Genomic DNA, 25,548 nt, shown 5'->3' with positions numbered 1-25,548 from the left:
GGATAGTTATTTGGTTTTAATGTTATTCAATCTGTTGATCTGAACCGGCCCGGAATTGATAGCGGTCAGCAGCCATGTTTCTTGCTTCGCGCCCTTAAAGAAAACACTTTTTCGGGCATCGCCATGGATCATTAACCCACTTTCTGCGCAATTGACCGGCCTGAAAATGCCCTTTCCATTTCCCAGGAGCAGCAGCCCGGTCGATGCATCCTGTCGGCCCATATTTACTTCGTTGGGATAAAAATTGCCGGTCAGTACCACATCCTCGTGGCCGTCTGCATTTACATCTGCGGTAACAATCCCGAAAACCGGCGCTTTCTGGGCTTCAACCGGCAAGGCATGGATCTTAAACTGCCCATGACCCGTATTCTCGATATAGGCGCTCTGCAGATAGGTTGCTTCAGCGCTGAATGCGTCCTTGATTTCGTCCCTGCTTAACAGGTCGTCGAACGTTACCCTGGCATAGTCTGCATAATGCGGGAATTTCCGGCGGAACTGGATGACCTGCTGGTTCAATGCGTCGCGGGGTACACTTGGGTAGCGTTTCCCCTGGATGTAATAACCCATCAGCGGATCAAAAGTACCATCACCATTAAAATCCTTGGCTACAATTTTGATCGGCTCATGCTCGGAGGCCCGATAAAAAGTGTTTAAACCTTCGTTTCCTGCTATGAAATCAACATCCCCGTCATGGTCAAAATCACCGGCGGCAAGGCTGTTCCACCAACCGGTCAACTGCCCCAATCCGTTGTCTGCTGTTTGAGAGTGCAAGGATCTGCCTTTTTTATTTTCAAAAATCCGGATGGGCATCCACTCGCCCGCCAGCACGAGATCGTCAAACCCATCCTGATTGGTATCCGCCCACAGCGCGCTACATACCATGCCAACCTGGAGCAGCCCCGGGCAATACTCAGAAGTTACATCGGTAAAGTGCGCCACGCCTGTTTCAGAATCATTTCTGAGCAAATAACTGCTTGCAGGCAACGGGTATTTGCCCGGAATGCTGCGCCCGCCAACGAAAATATCCACGTCGCCATCTTTGTCGAAATCGTTAGCAGCCATGCAGGAACTGCTTAGTACAAGTTCGGGCAATATGGGTGCGGGCGCCAGGGCGAACTTGCCATGTCCGTCATTTAAATATAACAGTATTTTATAAAATGCCTTATCCTGGGCAGGCAGCTCATTTCCCCCATTGGTGATCAGCAAATCCAGATCGCCATCCTTGTCGGCATCCAAAAACAGCGCAGCGGCATTCTCATGCAGTGAATCCTCGAAAACCATGCGCTTTTCAAAATGCCCGTCAGCCTTCTGAAGGAAAATAGCAGGCTTGCTCCCGCGGTAACTGCCGCCCACGAAGATATCTTCCGAACCATCCCCGTTCACGTCGCCTGTAGCCATTGCAAAACCACCTTTTGAAAGCATTTTATGCATCGTGGCGGTTTGTTTGAAATCCACAAAATTCCCCTCAACATGACGGAAATCCAGATTTAGCTGACTGGTAATATCCGTAAAATAGGGCTGATCCTGCTTGCCCAATGCAGGTTCCGCCCGTTCCGATGCGTTTTTCTGGTTCAACACCAGGTGTCTGTTTGCATCTATTTTATATAATTTTTGAGATTTCCCGCCCGGCCACACCACTTCCAAACTATCGATCCGGCTTTTGGAGCCGATGCCGAAATGCAGTATGGGATCCACGGAAGACTGAAATCCTCTCACCACACTGAGCTCGGCATATTGCGCATCTTTGCCGGTCCAGATCGTGACTTTACTGCCAATTCCGGAAAGGTTACCTTTTTCTCCCGACAATGCAATGTTCAGGAAGTTCGATTTCCCTTTTTGGCGGCTTTGATTTTGATAAATAAGCGCCTCGGAATCAATATTATTAACGATCAAATCCAAATCGCCGTCCCCGTCCAGATCGGCGTAGGCGGCTCCGTTGGAGTAGGAAAGCGCATCAAGTCCCCAATCTTTGGCGACATTGGAAAAAGTAAGGTTACCGTCGTTTTTGTAGGCGTAATTAGCAATTTCCACTTCAGGGACCTTTTTGATCAGTTCCAATGCGTTTTGCTGCTTGAAATGATTGGTGCCAAAATCCGCAAAGTCTTCCTTGAACTGGATAAAATCACGGTCGGTCACGTCGCGGCGGTAACCATTGGTAATAAAAATGTCTTTTTGCCCGTCGTCATCAAAGTCCGCAATCAGCGGTGCCCAGCTCCAGTCTGTTTTAGCAACACCTGCCAGCAGGCCAATTTCACTGAACATAGGCCATGCGGGCCGGCCTTCACTGGACGGTACCCCCAAATTAAGCTGCAGCATATTCCGCATATATTGCAGCTGATACCCATATTGGGCCGAAATGCTCATCTCTTTCCGGTCATAATCCTGACCAGCTAGCATTTTCTTTTGGCGAAAATTGTCCTCGGGGAGCATATCCAGCTGGAAGATATCCGGATAGGTATCGTTGTTGATATCGGCTGCATCCAGGCCCATGCCGTACAAGCTCGTGTGTGTGGTCGCCTCGCGGATCACATTGTCAAAACCAGGCATTCCGGCCTTGTCCGCGCCCTTATTCAAATACAGTATATCGCTGCTGATGAAGTCGTTTGAACAATAGATATCCGGATAACCGTCTTTATTCAGGTCACTGACCGCGAGACCCAGCCCTAACCCCTCATACCTGATGCCGGCGTCTTTTGAAATATTCATAAAAACAGGTATTCCGTTTTCCCCGATGCCCTCATTGCGGTATAATTTGCCGGTGCTTGGATAAGAGCCATCCTGGTATGTCTTCCGGAGAAAATTGGGATTTTGGAGATCCGGTGCCGAATTCATCATAAAGGCGTCTAGGTCACCGTCCAGATCGGCATCAAAAAAAGCGGTCTGCACTGTAAATGAGGCCTCGTTCAAGCCATACTCTTTTGCCATTTCCCGAAACTTTGGAATATGATCCTGATTCAAACCCTGGTTGACAAAAAGAAGGTTTTCGGTGGCCGAGGGATCCGCCGCTGACGGCATTTTAAGATGTTTTGCAACACTTATGTAAATATCCAATAAGCCATCCTGATTGATATCGACCATCGAGATACCGGTACACCAACGACTTGTTTTCACGCCTGCCGCTTCGGTAATATCCTCAAATGCCCATTTTTTGCCAAGCGTATCAATTTTGCTCAGGTACAAACGGCAGCTAACCTGGTTTCCGCCCAAAAAAATATCTGGCTTGCCATCATTATTCACATCCCCGACACCTACCCCGCCCCCGTTGTAAAAATTGGTAAATGTAAATGGGTTAATGGAATCGTTGGGTGTTAACGTATTGGAAAAAGTGATTCCGGTTTCATTGGAATTATGAGAAATAAAAAGAGTTCCCTGCTTCTTTTTGCAGGAGAAGGTGATGAGGAAGAGGACTAAGCAGCTAAGGAAGGTAAATTTATGCATAGTAAATGCTTCAAATTTTGTCACCCTGGGCACAGTCGAAGGGCGTTTCTGCTTCGGCACTTTGCTTTTACATAATGCTTCTGCGCTTCGGCTGCACTCAGGGTGACAAATAAGCGATAAATCATGTGTTAATTTAACATTGTGTCAATGTCAATACCCAGGATTCTGGTCAGTCGGTTCGATCTTGGCGTTGTTATCTACTTCCTGTTGCGGAATTGGCAACAGTTCGTGCTTGTTCGCCTGGAAGTAGGCGATCGGTTCGACCTTCAGTTTGCCTTGTTTTCTCCATCTCAAAAGGTCCCGGTTCCTAATTTGTTCGCCGCTCTGTTCCACGCGTTTTTCATGCATGATCGCCGCGAAAACCTGGTCTTTAGTCGACACAGGGAATTTCGCCGTTGGATAGGCTGGCATGCTTACACTTGCGCGTGCGCGGATCATGTTGAGGTATTTAACCGCCTCGGCGATATTTCCTGCTTCATTTTCCACTTCGGCAAGCGCCAGAATCGTTTCCGCAAAACGCATAATCCGCTGGTTAATAGCGCCGGTCAAGAACGATTCGTTCATTTTGTACATAAGCGAATATTTTTGCCAGCTGATCTTCTGGGTCACCCCGTCCACCACCGATGAGTTACCATTTTGCTGTCCGTCGGTCAGCGTATTGGCGCCTTTATTGTATTTTTCACCTGTAAAGTAAAAGGAGTCATCGTAACGCGGGTCTGTCTTGGCGTCGCCTTTCGTCGTTTTTTCAAATTCCGCCAGCAAGCTGTTGGAGGGGATCACGTTGCGCCATCCGATCGCTGAGTATTCCTGCGTACGGACGGTTTCGGTTCCGGCTGTGGCGCCGTTTCCATCTCCGTCCCAGTTGTAGACCCCGCCGGATGGATAGAAATTAACTTCAAAAATAGACTCTTTGTTGAACTCCGTTTCTTCCAGAAAATTGTCGTTATAGTTATCCACCAGCGCATAAACTCCCGAATTGTAAACTTTCAAAAGCTCTGTTTTCGCACTGGCATAATCCCCTTTTTGCATGTAAACCCTGGCCAACAACATTTGGGCCGCACCCTTAGTCACACGACCTTGATTGGCAGCATCGTAGGTAGTAGGCAAGTCTGCCTGGATTGCCTGCAATTCCGAAATGACGTAAGCGTAAACTTCTTCCACCGGTGATCTCGGCAGACTACCATCTACTGTGAGTACATAGTTTTTGTACAGTGGCACAGCGCCCCAGAGGCTAACCAGTTCATAATAGGAATAAGCTCTTAAAAAACGGGCTTCCCCAAGTAACCTTTTTTTGTCCGCGTCAGCCAGGTCGGTGACTTTTTCAGAATTATCCACGACTGCATTGGCACGATGGATCATGCGGTAGTAGGCAAGCCAAACAGTACCCAAAACAGAATTTCCGGTATCATGGGTCCCCAGCAGCAACTGGTTACGCGGGGTTTCCAGCTGCCCGCCACCTGCCGCCACATCGTCGCTGCGCAGGTCGTGGAGGAAAAACCATTCCCTTGCAACCAGGTTATTGGATTTGAGCATGGAATATACGCTGGTGACACCGCTGGTCAGTTCAGCCCCATTTTTATAATAACCTTCCACGGTCACGCCATTGGGGTTCGTCTTTTCAAGCGTATCGTCATTACAGGCAAATACGATCCCGAACAGAAGGGCGTAAATAATGATCAGTTTCTTTTTCATTTCAGTTTCCTTTTATAAAAGTGTCAATATCAAAACCCTACACTCAAACCCACTTGCAGGGTTCTTGGCTGCGGATACATACCGTAGTCAATTCCGTTGATCAGCTGTGTTGCCGTATCGGTAGAAGACCCGTTCACCCCTACCTCAGGATCCAATCCTGTGTACTTGGTGAATGTCAGCAGGTTAGTCGCAGATACGTAGATACGTGCTTTGCTGATCGTCTCTCTGGTGAGTGTCGAGAGGATTTTAGCTGGCACAGAATATCCGATACTGAAATTCTTAATCCGCATGTAAGATCCGCTTTCGACAAAACGATCGCTTGATCGGCTATTATTGTTTGGATCGCCGCTGATGGCCCTGGGCACATCTGTATTGGTATTGCTTGGCGTCCAGGCGTTCAACACATCCGTACCGGCATTGAACAACCGCAGCATACCCTGCTCGATCACTTTTGTGCCATTGTAGATCTTATTACCTTGCACACCCTGAAGATAGAGGGTAAAATCAAAGTTTTTATAGTTTCCGCCCAGATTGGCCCCGTAGCTGAATTTGGGAATAAAACTACCATTATAAGCCCGGTCGGAAGCATCAATTTTACCATCACCATTCAAATCCTTGAACTTGATATCTCCCGGTGCGGCCTGGTCCTGGTATTTGGTTTTGTCGTCCCCATCCAATGCATTGGCAGCGTTGATTTCGGCCTGGTTCTGAAAAATCCCGTCTACCTGCCAGCCGAAAAATGATTGGATCGGATGTCCTGCTTCGGTTTTGGTAATGTCAAACCCTCCGAAATCCGAATTGGCGCCTGAGAAAAGTGTTGCGCTCGGGGTGGCAAGGCTCAGTACCTTGTTCCTGGTGATGTCCAGGTTAGCCGATGCATTCCACTTGAAATCGCCGTCGTTCTTACTGTAACCCAACTGGAATTCGTAACCCCAGTTTTTCATACTTCCAATGTTCGACAAAGGCGAAGTCGAATAACCTACCGAATTGGGGATCGGTACCTGTAACAGCAGACCGTCCGTATTCCTCTGATAAGTTTCGGCTGTGAATGTCACGCTGTTATTGAACAAAGCCAGGTCAATGCCCAGATTGGTCATGGTAGTACTTTCCCATTTGAGCTGCGTATTGGCGAGTGAGCTGAAATACGAACCAAGTACTTTATTACCTCCGAAAACATAATTACTGTTATCGGCAGAAACGAGTGCCTGCCATGCATAGCTGCCGATCCCATTAAAACCGGTTTGTCCGTAGCTGGCGCGGATTTTCAGCTCGGATATCTCCGGCACCGATTTCAGGAACTCCTCCTCGCTGATCCGCCATCCCAATGAAAGCGACGGGAAAGTACCCCATTTGTTTCCGGGGGCAAAGCGGGAAGAACCGTCGCGGCGGATGGAGCCGCTCAGGAGGTATTTCCCGGCATACTCGTAGTTCAAACGGCCTACGTATGAAATCAGCGAGCTTTCGTCCAGTGAGCTCGTGGCTGTGGGATTGGAAACACCCTGCAACTCGTCGATATCATTGTTTGGCCTGTATCCCGATCCGTTTAATGTATTAGACCGGAAAGTCTGCTTGTCTACAATCGCAGTCACATTCAGCAGGTGCTTGCCGAAAGTTTTCTCAAAAGTCAGCTGATTGGTCAGCACCGGGGAAAAGTAACTGGTACGACTGTCCCTGATCTCGTATTGGGTTCTCGATTTGAAACCATCGTTATAAATGGGGAACTGATTGGTCGTAGTCGCTGAAACGATATCCGCGCCAAAACTGAAACGGTATTTCAGAAAGCTGGCCAATTTCACTTCTGCAAAAATAGAGCCCAGCATTTTTAAATGTTGGTTACGGGTAACATCCATCAATGCAATACGGACCGGATTGTCAGGGTCGCTGCCATCGGCCGCTGTGGGGGAACTGTAACCGCCTACTTTGGTTGGATCGGTAACAGGCCAGTAAGGCAGGTTACGGATCATTTGCATGACGGCTGTACGGCCTCCTCCGAAACCTTGTTCGCCACGCGCATTATCATAGGATACCGTGAAAGTCTGGCCGATGCTCAGGAACTTGGTAACCTGGTGGTCGGAATTCAGGCGGACATTTGCACGCTTGTAGTTGGTCCCGATCAAAATACCCTCCTGGTCGAAATACCCTGCCGAGGTAAAGAACCGGGAAACACTGTTACCCCCTGAAACGGATAACTGATGCTGCTGGATCGGCGCCCTGCGAAACATGACATCCTGCCAGTTGGTATGGGTTTGCGCAAATGTCTGCGTAGCACCCTGGTAAATAGGCTGGTTCAAATCCGACAGCCTTCCCGGCATGGCAATGCCTGCATTGCCGAGCAGTGCCGTCGCGTATTGAATATATTGGTCTGTATTGAGCAGGTCCAGCTTTTTCCAAGCCGATTGGGTGCCAAAATAAGTGTCCAGGTTAACGTGCAGTTTGCCATCTTTGGACCCTTTTTTGGTTGTAATAATGATCACGCCATTGGAGGCCCGCGAACCGTAGATGGCTGCCGAGCTGGCATCTTTCAGAACCTCGAGCGACTCGATGTCTTTAGGGTCCAGGTTATTCAGGTCTCCTGCTGGGATCCCGTCGATCACATAAAGCGGCCCGGAGGCATAGTTGATGGAACCGATACCCCTTATACGTACAACCGGTGTTTGCCCCGGGCTGCCATTATTGACCACCCTTACTCCGGGCACCCGCCCCTGCAAAGCCTGCTCCGCGCTGATCACTGGCAGGGCTGTCAGTTCCTTGGGTGAGACCGAAGAAACTGCGCCGGTCAACGACGACTTCTTTTGGGTACCATAACCAATCACCACCATTTCTTCCAAAGCCTGGTCCTCTGCGGTGAGCCGGATATCTATCCGGGTTTTGGTACCCACCGTTACTTCCTGCTTGGAATAACCTATAAAACTGAAAACGAGCACACTACTTTCGGAAGGCACACTCAGCGCGTAGTCTCCTTTCGTGTCAGTTGTTGTTCCCACGCTACTGCCTTTCAAGGTGACGTTCACACCTGGCAAGGCCTCTCCATTGTCGGCAGTAACTTTTCCGACAACCTGTTGTTCAGCGATGCGCATAGCGAAACCGAGCTGCGCTGATAGCAGTAGCACGACGACAGACCCGCTTAACCAACTTCCCCTGAAACGGGACAAGATTTGTAATCGATTCTTCATAGAAAATGATTTAAATGTGAAAATGACACTTGTAAAACAGCGCAAATAACCCCCAGGTAGGGAGACAGGAACGAAAAGCAACCGGGACATTGGCTTAGGATTATATCCAATTAATCAATAGATCAATCCTATTTACAAATGTATCAGAATTTTAATATATGTCAAGACTACACTTAAATAAATATTAATTTTTCGCGAATTATTTTTTATTTAAAGAGCAAATAATGATCAAATGCAAAAAAAAGACCGCACAAGTACTATGAAGCAGCGATTCAGTAAAGCTGTACAATCGCTGCGCTAAGAAATTTGAAGTCAGGATCAAAAACGGTGATAGCTACCAAAAATACGTATACAAGGCAATCAGCATAAGACCGATCATAGCAGCCCCCCATAAAAAGCCCCTATGGGCCTTGAACATCAGCGGATCCACTGCTAGCCCTTTTTTCTCGTCGGGCAGGGCAAAGCCCAGCACAAACATTCCTATGATACAAATCACAAATACCCAACCCATCCGATCTAAAAAAGGGACCTGTGCCCAATCAGTAAATGGCAGCCAGTTGTTGTGCATACAGAGCGCCACAATGAACCCACCGATTATAGCGAATAAGGCCCCGGCCGAGTTGCTGCGTTTCCAGAAGAACCCCATGATAAAGGACGCAAAAATTCCCGGCGACAGCAGACCCGTCATTTGCTGGATGAACTGAAAACCGCCCGCCTTATCGATCCCCATGAAGGGTGAAATGAATATAGCCATGATCATGGAAGCTACAATGACGATCCGCCCGATTGTGACCAGCTGTGCCTCCGTCTTGTTCTTTCCGATGTAGACTTTGAAAATATCAAGCGTGAAAATTGTTGAAATACTATTGGCCTTGCCTGCGAGAGACGCTACAATCGCGGCGGTAAGCGCTGCAAACGATAACCCCTTTAATCCTTCGGGCAGTAAGTTTAGCAATACGGGGTATGCTTTGTCGGCTACAATCACGCCGTGCTCAGTCATTTCCTGTTGAAACAAGCCCTGGTTGTAGAGGGTATATGCGGCGATCCCCGGCAGAACTACAATAACTGGCATCAGCAGTTTTAGAAAAGCAGCAAATAAAAGTCCGTTGCGGGCGGTTTTAAGATCCGCCCCCAAGGCGCGCTGGGTAATATACTGATTGCAACCCCAGTAATTCAGGTTGACGATCCACATACCTCCCAGCAATACCGTAAGGCCCGGTAGTTCCATGTAATGTGGGCCGCCTTCCTTAAAGATCATATGGAAGTGATCGTCATGGTGCGCTCTCATCATTTTCAGGCCATCGAGCAGCCCCTCCGTATGAAAATTATCCGACACCAGATTGATCGCGATATAACTTGTCGCAAGTCCGCCGATGATCAGGAAAAAGACCTGTATCACATCCGTAAAGCCAATGACCTTCATTCCTCCAATGGTAATCACGATGGAAAAAATAGCCAGCCCCCACATACACAGGTTAAAATCCAGCCCCGAAATGCCGGAAACCGCCAAGGCTCCCAGGTACAGGATCGAAGTCAGGTTTACCAGAATATACAGGCCCAGCCAAAAGATCGCCATGATCAGGCTAACGGTGGGGTTGTAGCGCTGACTGAGAAATTGCGGCATCGTGAAAATGTGGTTTTTCAGGTATATAGGCATGAAGAAGAGCGCGACAATCACAAGCGTGGCTGCGGCCATCCACTCGTAGCTTGATATGGCCAGCCCCATCGAAAAACCGTTTCCTGACATTCCTATAAATTGTTCCGCGGAAATATTGGAAGCGATGAGGGATGCCCCGATCGCCCACCAGGTCAGGGAACCCTCCGCCAGAAAGAAGTCCTTGGTAGATGCCGACTTGCTTTTCTTCCGGTTATAAATCCAGTAACCATAAGCCGATACAATCATGAAATAAACAAGGAAGATAATGTAATCCAGCAACTGTAACTGTTTCATTGAAACCATACTGTTAATTTACAAAGACCAAATGATTGTTGTGACCTGATCCACGGCTCAGGAATTCCCCTTTTGATAGTCGCTTAAAAACTTCGCCAGGCCCGAATCTGTCAAAGGGTGATTAAGCAAAGCAGTAATGGCGCTGAGCGGCCCGGTCATTACATCTGCACCGACCTCAGCGCAACGCAGAATGTGTATCGGGCTTCTGATGGAAGCGGCGAGGATCTCTGTACGGATCTGGTAGTTATCATAAATTGTTTTGATCTGACTGATCAGCCCCACCCCGTCCGCAGAAATATCATCCAGCCGCCCAATGAACGGAGAGACATACGTGGCACCAGCTTTGGCTGCCAGTAATGCTTGTCCGGCAGAAAAAATAAGCGTGCAGTTGGTTTTGATGCCCTTGCTGCTGAAATATTTGATCGCCTTGATCCCGTCTTTGATCATAGGCACTTTTACGACAATATTCGGATGAAGGGCGGCAAGTTCTTCACCCTCACCGATCATCTGATCAAACTCCGTAGCAATCACCTCTGCCGAGATAGGCCCGTCGACCACATCACAGATAGCTACATAATGCCTGAGAATGTTTTCCTTGCCGGCTATACCTTCTTTTGCCATCAGGGACGGATTGGTAGTAACGCCGTCGAGGATACCCAGGTCATACGCCTGCTGAATCTCATTCAAATTGGCGGTATCAATAAAAAATTTCATAGTAAAGTTTTAGATTTTAGATTTAACTGTATTTAATAAATGATTTTAAACATGCATGCAGCTCTTTTGCAGGATGATGTAAATGCAAGACCAGCTCTGGAAATCTGAAGCGCAACGCTGCACGGGCCTGAGCGCAATGAAATCCGGAAATACACCTTGTGGGTGCGGGCAAAGGTATCATTACAATGCAGTTGCGGTGAGCACATTTGTTCGGATTATGGGTAAGAATGTTAAATTGGGACGAATTCGTTGGTTGGGTAACTACATGGCTGTGAACGGATCAACCAGAATTATTTCTTCAACTTGCGGATATGCTCTGCGACATGCAGCATCGTATCCACATAAATGTCGTCCTGCTGTTCTTTCAGGTAATGCAGCAACTCGCTGTGCGCCTGCCTCGAAACATTCAATGGGTGTTCACCGCCTACTCCGTGGAATAAGAAAACCAGCAATTTTCCACTCTCCTGCGCTTTCCTGACCAGATTGATCATCTCCTGCCCGGTCTGCTCAGCCATTCCGTAGCAATCGATGTCCATCAGGTTCTGCTCTTCGAGCGAATGCATCTCATGCCTGACTGCCCGCGCCGCCATCAGTTCGCTGGAAAGCGATTGTATAAATTCCCCCTCAGCTACTCTTTTGTGCCCGCAGGTAAAGGCAAATGTGCGTTCATCAAGACCGTCAATCGATTTCAAAAAAGCGTTACACATCTTGACCTCATCCTGAATCCTGCCCAAGCTGTACTTGCTGAGATCATACTCTGGCTTTACCCAGGTCATTCCCGGACCGCTTGCATCACAAGGGTGGTACAGGGTATGGTTACCCAGTTCATGTCCGTTCGCAGCGGCTGCCCGCCAGTCTTTGATCCTGTTGCGGGCCGCATCCGACGAAGCCGTCAGATAAAAAGTACCCTTCAGGCCCAGTGAATCCAGCGCAGGCACCACGTGATCGAGATGTACATGCAATGCATCATCATAGGTCAGCACAACGGCACATTTTTTCCCTTTCCAGGGTTTCGATTCGTCCAGGATTTCTCCATCAGTCCTGAAAGGTGAAGCAGGTAAGTTTTCGGAATTATAAAAATTGATTCCCTCGGGATTGTCCTGCCAGGCATATCGGACGTATTTCGGCTTTTTGACCGTTTCGCTGGATAGTTCGATCTGGTTTTTTCCCAAAATCCGTGCATTGGCCCAGGCGAACTTCTTGTCGTAATCCGCTACCGCAAACCAGCGTAGTGCTTCCCCGTCACTGGACCGGATGCCATCGGCCACATCTTCGAATGTCAGAATAACCTTGTCGCCTACAACGCTCTGCGATTCAAGTTTCGGGCCGCTGTAAACCACGCCCGTTTCCCCGTATGCCAGATTTCTGGCCGAGCGTGCCAGTCTTTTTCCAATATCTTTTTTGTTCAATGGATGAATGTCATTCCACTCCCCCAGGTCCAGCGTCACCGTTACCGCCGTGTTTTTCAACAAAAGTGCTTGGTTCTGCGCTTCCCGGAGGAGTGCCATGTTGCTTTCTGAGGGCACATAGTTAATGTCCTGAAAATTTGGCAATTGAACTACAAGAAACGGCAGGTTTTCATCATTCCAGAGCTTTCGGCGGTCATTGATCAAGGCAGGCAGGAGCGCACGATAGGGATCGGGATGGGACACGTTCGATTCGCCCTGATACCATACAAAACCTTTCAGCTTCAAGGGCAGCGCCGGCGCGACCATGGCGTTATACAAAGCAGCCGGCTGATTTTGAGCGACAAAGGAAACATCCGCAACGTTATTGGGCTGGTACACCTCGCCGACCTTGCACTGCCAGGTCCCCTTAAGATCCATCTGCTGCCCATTGGCTGTCATGAAATATGGTTTGTCCGGCACAAAGCCGCCTTTTCCAGCTGAATTGGAAACCCTTATTACAAATACGTTCTTGCCTGCTTTCAGCAATCCCGCAGGAATTTCGTACCGCCGGGGCGGATATTGGTAAGTCACGCCGCCAATGCTTTTTCCGTTGACATGCATCTGGTCTGCATCTACGATGCGTCCCATGAATAGCTTCACCGGCTTTCCCATCCAGCTTTCAGGCACTTCAAACTCCCTCCGAAACCAAACCACCCCGTCCAGATCTTTCATGCCCTGATCTTCCCAATACCCCGGCATGTTGAAGTTCCGCCATCCTTTGGGTTGATATGCTTCGCTTTCCCAATGTTCGATTTGTCCCAAATCGCCCACTTTGGGCTGCTTCGGCCCACCGTCCAAAGGATTATTCCTCACGGATTGCACATACGATGTGTCCCTGTTCCGGGCAATAACCTTTTGGATATCAGCAAAATCCTTATAACCTCCTTCGCTGATCCAGGCTTCGATCGGTGTACCTCCTACGGCACTATTGATAATCCCGATGGGAACTTTGTATTGATCGTAAAGATCTCTCGCAAAAAAGTAAGAAACAGCGCCAAAACTGAGCACGTCCCTGGGGTTGGCCGACATCCATTCACCCTTGGGAAAATCTTGCCGGGGGCCATTGAGGTCTGTCAATGGCTGTATGAAAAAATGGCGGATATCAGGATACCGGGCAGATGCTATATCGTCGGGAAAACGCTCCTTCACCCGTTCCATATTGATAACCATATTGCTTTGCCCGCTGCAAAACCACACGTCGCCTATAGCTATGTCCCTGACGCGGATCTCATTCTTACCCTTTATCCACATTTCATAACCGGTTCCGGCTGGTTCCGCCGGGAACCGGACTTCCCATTTACCATCTGCCTGCGTTACCGCGCCGCGTTTTTTATTTTTAAATGTCACGGTAACCTTTTCCTTGGGCGCGGCCCATCCCCAGATCGTAAGTGGCTGGTCGCGCTGCAAGACCATGTTATCCGCAATCAGCTTGGGCAGGCGGATCTGAGCGGAGAGATCTCCGGCAAGTAAAATCAGTAACCATACAAAGTGCAATAATCGCATCAGATAGCAGGTAAGGGGCAAAACGTCAGAAATTAACTACGCCTTCAAAAGCCTTCTTGGGCTTGTAATTCTGGTCAAAAAGCAGCGGGTAATCTTTGCGGCCGGGAACCGGGAAATTATCCAGCCAGGTCGATTTGTCGGAAACATTCCAGAATGTAACGCCTGTAATGGTGCCCTTATATTTTCTGAATGTGTCAAAGATCATTTTGTAATGGGCAGACTGTTTTTGCTCCATTTCCGCTGTGAACACACTTTCGTCACCAGCCTTTCTTTCCCTGCGTTCATGTTCTTTTGGATATACCGAAACATCTAATTCCGTGATCTGAACAGCCAGCCCCAGGCCCGCAAACTGCGTAATCGATTTTTCAAGTTCTGCTTGCGAAGGTTCATAGATGGACCAGTGCGCCTGCAGACCGACACCGTCGATCGGGACGTTTTTTTCTTTCAATCTCTTTACCAACTGATAAATTTTTTCCCTTTTGGCCGTGCTTTCCGTATTGTAATCATTGTAAAAAAGTTTGGCCTGAGGGTCTACGGCATGTGCATATTCAAATGCCTTTTGAATGTAATCTTCGCCAATGATCTGGTAAAATTTTGATTCTCTGTAAATCCCCTTGCCGGTATCCGGTACCGCTTCGTTAACCACATCCCAGGCGTAGATTTTACCCTTGTAGCGTGTCATCACATCGGTGATATGTTGTTTTAACCGGGCCAGCAATTCATCGCGCGTAACTTGTGCACCCAGTGAATCTGTGAAAAACCATCGGGGTGTCTGGTTGTGCCAGCATAGTGTGTGGCCCCTCACCTTTATCCCGTTCGTTTGCGCGAATTCCACGATGGCGTCTGCATCTTTCCAGTTATAACGATTTTTTTCTGGATGGATCGGGCCCATTTTCATTGCGTTCTCCGGGGTAATGCTGTTGAACTGCTGTTTGATCAGCTCAGCCTCGGGGCCGGACAAGCTCCTGGGCGCGACTGCCACGCCGACCGGAAAGAAATCCTTATATGCTACGTGAAGTGATTTTTGGGCCAAAAGGCTCTCCGAAGAAAGCAATGCCGCCGAAACGGCCGCGCACCTCACCCAAAACCCAAATGCCGATGATTTTACCATAACCTAGTATTGAAGTTGTTGAAAGAAGTGACCTTTTATTTGAACAAAAGCTGCGAAAACTGGAACAGATCGTGCCGCCACACAGGCCACGTATGCCCGCCGGGATATTCGCTATAAGTATATTTGATTCCGAGCTCATCAAACCTCCCAAGCATGATTTTGCAGTTGTTGAAGGCAATATCTTCCTGTCCGCCCATCGAAATCCATAGGTTTTTGAGGTTACCGTTGATCTTTTCGGCATTGGTTTTCATGAATGCATATTGCGGGTCTGCGAGCGCTGTATTGTTCGCAAACCAGCCCGAGCTGAATACGCCCAGCGACGAAAACATTTCTGTGTTTTTCACTCCGGCGTACAAGGTCTGCAGCCCTCCCATCGAAAGGCCGGCAAGTGCCCGGTTCTTAGCATCGGTCTCTACCCTGAAATTGCTTTCGACAAATGGGATCGCGCCTAGCTTCAATTCATTCTCAAACTGCTTCAGTACATTTTCATTAAAGCCCGCAATACCGCCAGTGCCGCCCATGTTTCCATCCAGCATGACAATGACCATGGGTTTTGCTTTTCCCTCGGCAATCAGGTTATCCAAAATCAGGTCCGTTTTACCTTGTGTAGCCCAGCCTCTCTGGTCTTCTCCTCCACCGTGAAGCAGGTACAATACCGGATATTTCTCGGTGGATTTATCGTAACCCGGCGGCGTGTAGACATACATTTCACGCCAGGCATTCATTGCTCTCGAAAGGTATTTTTTAATGCGGATTTCGCCATGTGGAACATCCCGTAATGCATAAAAACCGCCGTTCCGGTAGGGTATCTCAATGCCGCTGGCCATACGTCCCATACCATAGAAGGTCTCGCTGGCCGGGTCGGCCAACGCTACGCCATCGATCAGCAGCGAGTAGTAGTGGAAACCTTTGCCGATAGAATCCGTCGTCACATTCCAGTAGCCGCCGGTATCCTTCGCCATTTCATATTTTTTACCGAGGTCGATCTGCACTTTCTGCGCACCCGGCACTTTTAGCCTGAATACGACCCGGTTATCCGGCAGGATCTGCGGATATTGCGCCGACCGGATGTTGGTCTCGGCCCGCGAGCCAAGTATGGTGTACTTGGATAACGAAGCATTGTCCACTGGTTTGAACAAAAACTGAGAGAACATGTACAGGCCGTTTTTCCAGACCTTGAAATCGTGCACGCCCGGCTCGATGTAATAAATGTGCGGGACAGCGTGCTCGAACAGGTAATCATGCGTCCGTTTACTGAATGTGATCAGCCGGTCATTGTCGCCGCAGGATATGAAAAGCAATTTCAACTTCTTTTTCGCTTCCTCAGGATCCGGCATTAATTCGGCGGGAACCTTCGTATTCGGCGCAGAAGAAAATCCGCCCACCCAGGCAAACTGGTCCAGATTGCCCAAACCAAAATTCAGCGATTGGCCGCCGCCCATCGAAAGTCCTGCGATGGCGCGGTGCTCACGGTCTTTCAAAACCGGATATTTGCTTTCTACGAACGGGATCAGGTCTTTCAGCAGGTCCTGTTCGAATGTGGCAAAGGCAGCCACCTTGTCGGGCGCCATGATATTGCCAGTGGCCCTGTCGTCCTTCATGGCCCGGCCATTGGGCATCACCACGATCATCGGTTCGATCTTCTTTTCGGCATACAGATTGTCCAGGATCAACTGCGGATTACCGCCCTTCAGCCATTCCTTTTCGTCCCCTCCAATACCATGTAAAAGATACAGGACGGGATATTTTTTCTTTTTGTTGAAACCAGGAGGCGTGTAAACCAGCGCCTTACGCTTATTCCCCACTGTTTTCGAATCGTATTGAACTGAATCGATTTTCCCGGCAGTAACGCCGGGCTGTACAGTGTCGTAACCTTTGGGCATCTCTTTCAGAATCTCCTGCGTGCGGCCCGCCAGGGCAAGCAGCATCAGGCACATCGCAATGAATAAAAGTCGTTTCATGGTTTTAAAGGCTTACTGGTTTGGTGGTAAATATGGATCACAACTAAGGTATTTAAGGCTTTGACGGAAGTTGGGTTTCCGGGGAGGGCTGGGGTGACCGTTTGTCCTCCAGCCGGAAATAATCGAAATCAGCATATCCGCCCGCATTTTGAGTTGCATAATTGAACAATCCAAAACGATACCCCATAAAATGCGGAATGGTATAAGCCATTTTCAATGGCTTTCCAATCTCTTTCCAAATCCTGCCGTCCAGGCTGTAATAGAAGCTGGCCAGGTCTTTCTTTTCTTCGAAATCGCATTCAACTTTGAAATAGATCGTTTTCTGGCTTACCGGGACACTTTCCAGCTCCTCGGCCCTACCTGTGAGGGACCGAACCATCACGATCGACGAAGTTCCGCTACCCACTTTGACACCCGCAAAACCATAGTTCTTTTGCAGCAGGCCCAGACCCGCCAGGTCGCCTTCCTTCATTTTAGATATGTCAAGCGCAGTAGAAGCCACAGACCACGGCCCGATGGTGCGCTGTGTGAGGGTATTTCGCGCAGTCACGAAAGAGGTGTCCAGCCGTGCGGTTTTTAAGCGGAGAAAACCTTTCCTTTCTGTTACAGACCAGCATTGATTTGCCGCGTTGTGGTTCCACTGCCATACCAAGGGCAGTGCTGCTTCTCCTTTTTTTCGCGAAAACTCATCCGACGCGACGATCCCCGGCATCAACCCCTTACTTGCAGGCAGATCGAGTGTCGCGGGCACTTTTCCGTCCTTGCCCAATACCGGCCAGCCGTCTTCCCATTTGACCGGCACCAGATAAGGAATGCGCCCTACAGCGCCATAATCGCGAAAAAGATAGGCATACCACTTTCCGTCCGGTGTATCGATCAGGCCGCCCTGTGCCACCCCAAGGTCTTGCAGTGCCACCCGCCCTTCGTAAGGCCCCGTGATCTTGTCTGCCCGGTGAATGATTACCGTACGCATACCGCCTCTGGGCCAGGAAATATTGAAAAGGTAATATTTCCCATTGACCTTGAAAAGTTGTGAACCCTCGGCAGGCAGTCCGCCCCCGGTACCCGCCGGCAGGCTCGCGTTTTCAATTATGACCTGCTCGGCAGCGCCGGGCTTCACAGCAGAAGCATCGGACTCCAGCTCGATCATTTTGATTTTACCCGCGCCAAAAATAAGATAGACCCTGCCGTCGTCATCAAAAAACAAGGTATGGTCGTGATAGGAAGGTCTGAAGGAAGACATTTTCCAATGCCCTTTTTCGATGTTTTTTGTGGTAAAAATGTATGTTTTGCCGGTTGTCTGAGCAAAGGTGGTCACATAGTACAATCCATTATGATAGCGAAAACTGCTGGCCCAGGAACCTCTGCCATAAGTGCTTTTTCCGTTGGACAGAGTCAGTTCATCCATATTGGCCAGGGTATCATAGGCATAACTCACCAGCCGCCAGTTCACCAGGTCCCTGGATTTCATGATCGGCAGTCCCGGGCTCATGTGCATGGTGGTACTGCTCATGTAGTAGGTGTCCCCCACGCGTATCATGGCCGCATCAGGCACATCCGAAAAAATGATCGGATTTTTTGCAGTCTGCGCTTTTGACAAAGACGTCAAAATCAAAACGCACAAAATCAGGCTTAACAACGATTTTTCTTTCATTGGACAAAAGGCAAACAGGACACTTTTTGCTATTCGATCGGCCCGATCAGTTCTACAAAGGTTCCATCCGGGTCCTGGACCAACACGAAATATGCATCTTTATTCAAAGGTGTAGGCGTGCTTCCCAGAAAAGGTACCTTCTGCTCTTTCAGCCTTTCAATAATGGGTTTTAAGGACTTAACCTGAATAGTAATGTACTGCGCACCAGTATCATCCTGGATAAATTTTTGCGCAGGGTGAGCGGCTTTTTTACGGAAGCTCATCAGCTTCCATTCGCTGGCTTCGGGGCTGTTTTCAAGTTTGAGTATGTTGACTTCAACGGCCTCACCGCCAGTCAGACCGCCCTGTTTGCCGAATTCCGCATTGATCGTAAAGTTGCCGGTTTTCACCATGCCTATTCCTTTTACGTAGAAATCCAGTGAGCGTTCCATATCAGCAACCACCACGCCTACTCCGATGGTCTTACTGGTAAAATTTGATTGGGCATGAACCAGACTGCACAAGAACAGCGCGGAAATTATCAACAGGTTTTTAAAAATCGAATTTTGCATAGGTTACTTATTTGTTTTTGAACATCGGATCATTACCACTGTATTTCAAGTATTTAAAAGCGGCAGAATTTGCTGTTTGCTCACCGGATGAAGTTGCATACATTCCAAACAAACAGCCGATAAAACCACCCGCGACCTGCGTGCTCAGGAACTTGCCGTCGACTTTGTCTTTCAGCAGCTCCCAGGAACTGCCTTTTGAAAAATAAAAGCTGTAAGTACCGCCTTCGGCCACAATCCGCATTTTAACCGGCTTTGAAATGTCCGTTACCGGTACCTGAGCAATCAACTCCATGCTTTTTTTATCGGTGCCGCTTCGGTACAGCTGAACCACCTGCTTTCCATTTTCAACTGACTTGCATATAAAATAGAAATGTGATTCGTCCTGGAAAATGGTGAGGCCTGCTTTTTCCTTTTCTGTTTTTGGGGAAAAATCAAGCTCCGTTTCCGCAGTGCAGTACAAATGCTGCTGACGCTTTCCGATGAATGAAGGATTTCCCAGTTCCATGATGGTTTCGGGTTTTAATTTCATCGACAGGCCGCTTTGCTTTGATAAGGAAAAAGAACTGCTGTCGATGGTGCGCATAAAAAGTAAGGCAGGGTCCAGCTGCTTTCCGAATGTCAAAGTATACTCAAAATTGCCGGCCTGTGGAAGTGCGTCCTTTTGCTTTACCTCCTTGTAGTTGGCCGTGTATGTATATTCAACATTCTTGCTGGGCGGATTGATGATCGGCCAGTCATTTTTCCATTCCACAGGCGCGATAAAGGTTTCGCGGCCGGTATTGTAATAGTTGCCTTCGTAAGGTCTCACGGCAAGGAAAATTGCATAAGTTTTACCATCCGGCCCGTCCACAAACTGCGCGTGGCCCGCCGAAGTGATGGGGTCTTTTCGATCGTCGGGCAATCCTTTTTGGGTTAAGATCGGGTTGTTTTCGTAAGGGACAAACGGCCCCCAAACCGACTTGCTGCGAAAAACAACTTCGGTGTGGTTAACCGACGTCCCGCCTTCTGCAGCATATAGATAGTACCAGCCATTTCGCTTCATCATATGCGGTGCTTCGATCCAGACCGGCTTTTTGCTCAGGTCCACGCCCCCATTGACCAGCTGTTTTTCCTCTCCAATCACTTTCAAGGTAACCGGATCGATCTCATAAATGCGGATCGTCCTGTGTCCTGGGTACAACGACTTTCTTTCAGGAGGATCGCTGTTGTAAATGATGTATGCTTTGTTATCCTCATCAAAAAACAGCGACGGATCAATGCCCCGCGCTTGTGGGACGCGGATCGGGTTGCTCCACGGGCCAGCCGGATTTCTGGAGGTGACCACGAAATTTCCGTCATGGTCAATGTCCGTACAAGTCACATAATAAGTGCCGTTGTGATAGCTGATCGCGGGCGCGAAAAGGCCTCTTGTCAATTTCTCGCCCATGAAATCCATTTGCGACGACCGGTCGATCACATTCCCGATCTGCTTCCAGTTTTTCAGGTCCTTACTGTGAAACACCGGAATGCCCGGAAAATAGGAAAAAGTGGAATTCACCAGATAATAATCGGTACCGACCTGCACCACGCTCGGGTCTGGGTAAAAACCGGTCAATATCGGGTTGACCAGCTTGATAGTCTGCGCCGAAACAGTGAGCGTGAAGCATACAAATGCAGTCAGTATTGTGGTAGTCAAGTTTTTCATCTTTCTGATATGAACCGGGCTCTAAAATTCTTTGAATTACTTTTTAAATGATTGGTCAACAAACACATACACCTTCCCGGCCTGCGTAGGTACGTCGTAAAGAAACGTTTGCTTCACGTGAGACGGAGACAGGTTTGCTTTAGCCGACAACACGGCATCAGCCACTTTTTCATTTTGAAAAAATACATTGCGATTCTCGCCGGAAGCCATTTGCAGTGATTGGTTATTCGCCATTTTCAAGGAGTTAGGGACCCGCAGCCGCAGGTTGCCGCCCAGCTTGGATCTCACTTCTACCTTCGTCAGTTTTCCTTCTTTCCATTGCATATCCACCAACTCAAAGCCTCCCTGCGCCAGCAGTCCGCCAATGCTTCCTGCCTGCCACACATCTGGCAATGCCGGGAGCAAATGCACGGCACCGTCCGCACTTTGCATCAGCATTTCGGTGATACCCGAGGTACAGCCAAAGTTCCCGTCGATCTGAAACGGCGGATGCGCGTCGAAAAGGTTGTTGTAAGTACCACCGCCTTCTTTTGAAGTCCCTAATGGCGAAAGCTGGTTTTTGATCAATGCAAATGCATGATTTCCGTCCTGCAGCCTCGCCCACCAGTTCACTTTCCAGCCCATGCTCCACCCGGTGGAGACGTCGCCGCGGTGCAGTAATGTGGTGCGGGCGGCGGAAAAGAGTTCAGGCGTACGGTAAGCGGAAATCTGGTCAGAAGGAAAGAGGCCGTACAAATGCGAAACATGCCGGTGGTGGTCGTTCGGGTCGTCCACGTCGTCGAGCCATTCCTGTAATTGTCCGTACTGGCCGACGTGCATGGGCGGCAGGCGTTTTCTCAATTGTCGGAGCGTGTCGACCCATACAGCGTCTTTTTTCAAAATTTCCGCCGCGCGGATCGCACTGCTGAAAACGTCGAATGCGATCTGGTTATCCATCGTCGTCCCCGCATCCAGCGATGAGCCTTCGTGCGCGGCTGGCGCGTTTTCGGGAGAACTTCCCGGGTTTACAACAAGCCAGTGATATTTAGGATGTTCCACCAGAAAATCGGCATAGAAGGTCGCCGCGCCTTTCAGTACCGGATATATTCTGGCCAGATAAGCCTTGTCGCCGTGATAGAGATAATGCTGCCACAAATGCTGGCTCGTCCAGCCGCCGCCCGCGATCCACATGCCCCAGAAGGCACCGTCGATGGCGCCGGTCGCCCGCCAGATATCCGTGTTGTGATGTGCCATCCAGCCACGGGCGCCGTACATGGTTTTGGCGGTCTCCTTGCCGGTTTGCGACAACTCTTCCACCATTTTCAGAAAAGGCCCGTGCAGCTCGCTCAGGTTTGTGCGCTCCGCAGGCCAGTAATTCATCTGCGCATTGATGTTGATAGTGTACTTGCTATCCCAGGGCGGCCGCATTTTGTTGTTCCAGATCCCCTGCAGATTGGCCGGCTGGCCACCGGGCTGTGAACTGGAAATCAAAAGGTAGCGACCATACTGATAGTAAAGCGCAACCAGTTCCGGGTCATTTACATTCCGAAAATCTTTCAACCTTACGTCGGTTGGTCGGTTGCCCAGGTCCGTCGTGCCCAGGTCAAACCTGACGCGCCTGAAATACTTTTGGTAAGCAACGATATGGGGATTCAGGATCGCCGTGTAGGATTTTGCCGAGGCTTTGTCCAGATAGGCAGCCGCAAGCACATTTTCATCCCCGCTTACATCCTGATAATTCTTAAAGTTGGTGGCGATCGAAACAAAAATCGTGGCTGCACTGGCCCCTTTCACCATCAATGCCGTGTCGCTGGCCGAAACCGTGCCGCCTTCCGTTTTGATCCGCGTGATCCCTTTGAACCGGACAACACCTTTCACACCTTCATGGTCAGCGGCGGTTCCCGCTATGGTGAGATCCCCGGCGGGTGTTGTTTTGATTTCCTTATGGATGTGTAAAGTCGAATACGAAGCATTGAAAGTCAGCTGGCCGGGTTTGTCGGCTGTGAGACGGACCACGATCACCCTGTCGGGGAAAGAGGCCAGCACTTCGCGGGTGTAAGCCACGCCGCCCATCTTATAGGTCGTCTTCGCTACGGCACGCTCAATATCAAGCTCACGGTAATAATCCGTATAGTTTTCATGCCCTGGAAAGGTCAGATGCAACTCGCCGAGCGGCTGGAACATTTGTCCGTGCGACTTTTTGGTGATGATCGCTTTATTGGCCAGCTTTTCGGCCTCCTTTTGTTTTCCTTCAAAAATCAGCTTCCGGATTTCGGGCAATGCAGCCAACGCGTCGGGATTATCGTTGCGGTTAGGCCCTCCCGACCATAAGGTATGCTCATTGAGTTGGATCGTCTCGTCAGCTACATTTCCGTACACCATCCCTCCCAGCCTGCCGTTCCCCACCGGCAACGCATTTTCCCAGGTATTACCCGAAGGTTTGTCGTACCAGAGACGCTGTACCCGGGGTTTCTGTGCATAACCGGTCAAAGCAGCTGCCATGAACAGCAGGTAAAAAATTCGTTTCATACAGATTGCCCCATTTTATAGTCCATTCTTCTATTGCATACAGGCCCTGGCACCCTCATTAATTCCTTATTATCGGAAAACTTGAATCCGGGTCCTATTTCTTCAATAAATAATGTGTCAAAATGACACTTTAATAGGTGCAATATTATGAGGTATTTAATAAAAAACAAAACTTTTTCCTGACAATAGTAATAAACTGATTTTCCTACAGCAGGACCTGCAGGCTTTCTTACCAGCCATACCATGTCGCCCTTAATGCCCAAATCGGTGACAGAATAAGCCTGAGGTGTAAGCGGCCCTCTGCCGCCGCACCCCAGGCTATTTGATCCGGACAGGAATTGAGGCTAATAACCCGGATTTTGCGGAAACTTGGGACCGTCTACGACCCTGTCGATCTGGGACTGCGGAATAGGACGGAGCAGATTGAAATCCTTGATGTACGGGGCTGCTTCCTTGTTCCACTCCTGCACACGCCGCACGAGCGAACGCGTCCGTACAAGGTCGTGCCAGCGTTGCCATTCACCGAAAAATTCCCGGCTGCGCTCGTCAAGGATGAAATCCAGGGTAACGTCACTCGCGGCGATGGCCATAGCGGCGGCGGCGGCGGTATTCTGGGCGGTCGTATTGCTTTTTCGGAATGCTGCCCGCTGACGCACAACATTGATCAGCGCTGCCGCTTTCTCCGCATTGCCTGCCTTGAAATAGGCTTCGGCTCCGGTCACATAAACATCCGAGAAACGGTACAAAACGCAGGGGCGCGTGGAAGGATCGTTGAAATTGGCGCCTCGGCTGGGATCCATGAATTTTTTCAAAGCCGGGAAAATCCCGTTGTTCCATAGGCTGGGCGGAACCACAATACCCTTGAATGGCCTTGTACCTACAAATTGAGGCGCACCCGGCACTTCATAGTCGGGCAGCCAGACGGCCGTGTCAGCACCCGGGACTGTGGTATAAGCTATTCCACGGCTATTGTTGTTTGCATTAACAGCATTGGTAACTGCTGTATTTGAAATGTATACCGTGTAAAATGAATTGGCATAACGTGAATCGACGTCGCGGTTGGTGAAGGCCTGATCGAGAAAATAGTTCTTGTCAACATGCTGGCCTGCAGACTGTTTATCAGAATTGGGCCGCATGCGCACATACGGACGACCATAGTACGCATCGCGGATCATGCCTGAGGTTCCGCCGTTCACAAAAGCCCCGGCAGCATTTTTGATCGAATTGATTCCGCTGTTGTTGGGATAATTCCAGTTGGTGAACCATGGGCTCAGGTTTTGGGCTGCGCCGCCCCCCGCCGCTCCGCCCACGGAGTAATAACCATATTTGGGATCCAGCACGTGGTCGCTTACAAACATCGTTTCTTTTCCATAATCGTTTGCCGGAACAAAAGCATCTCCATAATCCTGCCACAGATCCAGGCCATAAGCTGATTTGTTGGCGATGATGTCGTCGCAGATCGAGGCAGCCTGTGTAAAATCCCCAGCTGTATTGTTCAGCCAACCTCGGGTGAGGTAGGCTTTGGCAAGCAGGAACTGTGCCACTGGCTTGGTGGCGGCCTTGCCGAGGAATGGAGCTGTAGGCTGGTTAGGCAAGTCCGCCGCAGCTTCCGTGAGATCCTTGACGATCAGCTCATAAACCTCCGCAGCAGGTTGTCGTGAAGCCGCCTGCGAGGGCACCGTAATAAATTCCGTGTGAAGCGGAACATCGCCCCAGGTTTGTACCAGATAGAAATACCAGAATGCCCTTAAAAACTTGGCTTGTGCCAGGTACTGTTTACGCGTGGCCTCCGGCAGGTCAATGGTCGCACCGTATTGAAGCACGCCGTTCAGGGTATTGATATCCTGAAACGCTACGCTCCAGGCCGACCCGAAGTTACTGCCATTGAGCCCATTGTACGTGTAAGCAGAAACTCCACCAGAGTTGACGCCCTGTATGAACTCATCAGTCCCGGCCTGCATTTCCACGGTAAACCCCTCGGTCCCCCATTGACTGCGGATGTCGTTGTAAACCCCCGCTATCCCTCCCAGGACGCCCGACGGGCTATTGAAATAGGAAGGAACGATCTGGGATTGCGGATGTTCTTCGAGCACTTTTTCACAGCCTGAGCTCATTGAGGCGATCAGACCAGCGGTGATCAGAATTTTTATGGATTTCATA

General features: G+C 49.4%; 13 protein-coding genes. All 13 read right to left on the bottom strand.

Annotation, left to right across the window (positions count from 1 at the left end; translation table 11 throughout):
- Window positions 1-6 precede the first annotated feature (6 nt).
- The 13 genes from AC1XUF_RS21735 to AC1XUF_RS21675 all read right to left on the bottom strand — a co-directional run bounded on the left by AC1XUF_RS21735 (window position 7) and on the right by AC1XUF_RS21675 (window position 25,547).
- Window positions 7-3,438 (bottom strand): VCBS repeat-containing protein, encoded by a 3,432-nt coding sequence (locus AC1XUF_RS21735; RefSeq protein WP_483343935.1) that lies wholly within the window; start codon window positions 3,436-3,438, stop codon window positions 7-9.
- Between the two features lie 150 nt (window positions 3,439-3,588).
- Window positions 3,589-5,130, bottom strand: a complete 1,542-nt coding sequence (locus AC1XUF_RS21730; protein ID WP_483343934.1) for a RagB/SusD family nutrient uptake outer membrane protein — start codon at window positions 5,128-5,130, stop codon at window positions 3,589-3,591.
- Between the two features lie 29 nt (window positions 5,131-5,159).
- Window positions 5,160-8,303: a SusC/RagA family TonB-linked outer membrane protein gene (locus tag AC1XUF_RS21725; RefSeq protein ID WP_483343933.1), complete on the bottom strand. Its 3,144-nt coding sequence runs from the start codon at window positions 8,301-8,303 to the stop codon at window positions 5,160-5,162.
- A 334-nt stretch (window positions 8,304-8,637) separates the two neighbouring features.
- The gene (locus tag AC1XUF_RS21720) at window positions 8,638-10,254 is read right to left on the bottom strand and encodes a sodium:solute symporter family transporter (protein ID WP_483343932.1); all 1,617 of its coding nucleotides are present in this window, start codon (window positions 10,252-10,254) and stop codon (window positions 8,638-8,640) included.
- Between the two features lie 57 nt (window positions 10,255-10,311).
- Window positions 10,312-10,968 carry a fructose-6-phosphate aldolase gene (fsa, locus tag AC1XUF_RS21715; RefSeq protein WP_483343931.1) on the bottom strand — a complete coding sequence of 219 codons (657 nt, stop codon included), beginning with the start codon at window positions 10,966-10,968 and terminating at the stop codon, window positions 10,312-10,314.
- 290 nt (window positions 10,969-11,258) lie between these two features.
- Window positions 11,259-13,919, bottom strand: coding sequence for a sialate O-acetylesterase (locus AC1XUF_RS21710; RefSeq protein WP_483343930.1), 2,661 nt, complete (start codon window positions 13,917-13,919; stop codon window positions 11,259-11,261).
- 25 nt (window positions 13,920-13,944) lie between these two features.
- Window positions 13,945-15,030: an endo-1,4-beta-xylanase gene (locus tag AC1XUF_RS21705; protein ID WP_483343929.1), complete on the bottom strand. Its 1,086-nt coding sequence runs from the start codon at window positions 15,028-15,030 to the stop codon at window positions 13,945-13,947.
- 35 nt (window positions 15,031-15,065) lie between these two features.
- On the bottom strand, window positions 15,066-16,958 hold the full coding sequence (locus AC1XUF_RS21700) for an alpha/beta hydrolase-fold protein (RefSeq protein ID WP_483344045.1): 1,893 nt from the start codon (window positions 16,956-16,958) through the stop codon (window positions 15,066-15,068).
- Between the two features lie 85 nt (window positions 16,959-17,043).
- Window positions 17,044-18,645, bottom strand: a complete 1,602-nt coding sequence (locus AC1XUF_RS21695; RefSeq protein ID WP_483343928.1) for a glycoside hydrolase family 43 protein — start codon at window positions 18,643-18,645, stop codon at window positions 17,044-17,046.
- Window positions 18,646-18,674: 29 nt separating this feature from the next.
- A complete protein-coding gene (locus AC1XUF_RS21690; protein ID WP_483343927.1) occupies window positions 18,675-19,196 on the bottom strand; it encodes a VOC family protein in 522 nt (173 codons plus the stop codon).
- Between the two features lie 7 nt (window positions 19,197-19,203).
- Window positions 19,204-20,880 carry a glycoside hydrolase family 43 protein gene (locus AC1XUF_RS21685; RefSeq protein ID WP_483343926.1) on the bottom strand — a complete coding sequence of 559 codons (1,677 nt, stop codon included), beginning with the start codon at window positions 20,878-20,880 and terminating at the stop codon, window positions 19,204-19,206.
- 36 nt (window positions 20,881-20,916) lie between these two features.
- A complete protein-coding gene (locus AC1XUF_RS21680) occupies window positions 20,917-23,361 on the bottom strand; it encodes a glycoside hydrolase family 95 protein (RefSeq protein ID WP_483344044.1) in 2,445 nt (814 codons plus the stop codon).
- Between the two features lie 371 nt (window positions 23,362-23,732).
- Window positions 23,733-25,547, bottom strand: a complete 1,815-nt coding sequence (locus AC1XUF_RS21675; RefSeq protein ID WP_483343925.1) for a RagB/SusD family nutrient uptake outer membrane protein — start codon at window positions 25,545-25,547, stop codon at window positions 23,733-23,735.
- Window position 25,548 lies beyond the last annotated feature (1 nt).

It is taken from the genome of Dyadobacter sp. HNCC25DJ185 (assembly GCF_056895195.1).
Note: the sequence above shows the minus strand (reverse complement) of the source record. Positions and strands in the feature narration are given on the sequence as shown.

Coding starts and splice junctions, on each gene's coding strand:
- AC1XUF_RS21735 (WP_483343935.1), bottom strand. CDS start 3,438: ATGCATAAATTTACCTTCCTTAGCTGCTTAGTCCTCTTCCTCATCACC.
- AC1XUF_RS21730 (WP_483343934.1), bottom strand. CDS start 5,130: ATGAAAAAGAAACTGATCATTATTTACGCCCTTCTGTTCGGGATCGTA.
- AC1XUF_RS21725 (WP_483343933.1), bottom strand. CDS start 8,303: ATGAAGAATCGATTACAAATCTTGTCCCGTTTCAGGGGAAGTTGGTTA.
- AC1XUF_RS21720 (WP_483343932.1), bottom strand. CDS start 10,254: ATGAAACAGTTACAGTTGCTGGATTACATTATCTTCCTTGTTTATTTC.
- fsa (WP_483343931.1), bottom strand. CDS start 10,968: ATGAAATTTTTTATTGATACCGCCAATTTGAATGAGATTCAGCAGGCG.
- AC1XUF_RS21710 (WP_483343930.1), bottom strand. CDS start 13,919: ATGCGATTATTGCACTTTGTATGGTTACTGATTTTACTTGCCGGAGAT.
- AC1XUF_RS21705 (WP_483343929.1), bottom strand. CDS start 15,030: ATGGTAAAATCATCGGCATTTGGGTTTTGGGTGAGGTGCGCGGCCGTT.
- AC1XUF_RS21700 (WP_483344045.1), bottom strand. CDS start 16,958: ATGCTGCTTGCCCTGGCGGGCCGCACGCAGGAGATTCTGAAAGAGATG.
- AC1XUF_RS21695 (WP_483343928.1), bottom strand. CDS start 18,645: ATGAAAGAAAAATCGTTGTTAAGCCTGATTTTGTGCGTTTTGATTTTG.
- AC1XUF_RS21690 (WP_483343927.1), bottom strand. CDS start 19,196: ATGCAAAATTCGATTTTTAAAAACCTGTTGATAATTTCCGCGCTGTTC.
- AC1XUF_RS21685 (WP_483343926.1), bottom strand. CDS start 20,880: ATGAAAAACTTGACTACCACAATACTGACTGCATTTGTATGCTTCACG.
- AC1XUF_RS21680 (WP_483344044.1), bottom strand. CDS start 23,361: ATGGCAGCTGCTTTGACCGGTTATGCACAGAAACCCCGGGTACAGCGT.
- AC1XUF_RS21675 (WP_483343925.1), bottom strand. CDS start 25,547: ATGAAATCCATAAAAATTCTGATCACCGCTGGTCTGATCGCCTCAATG.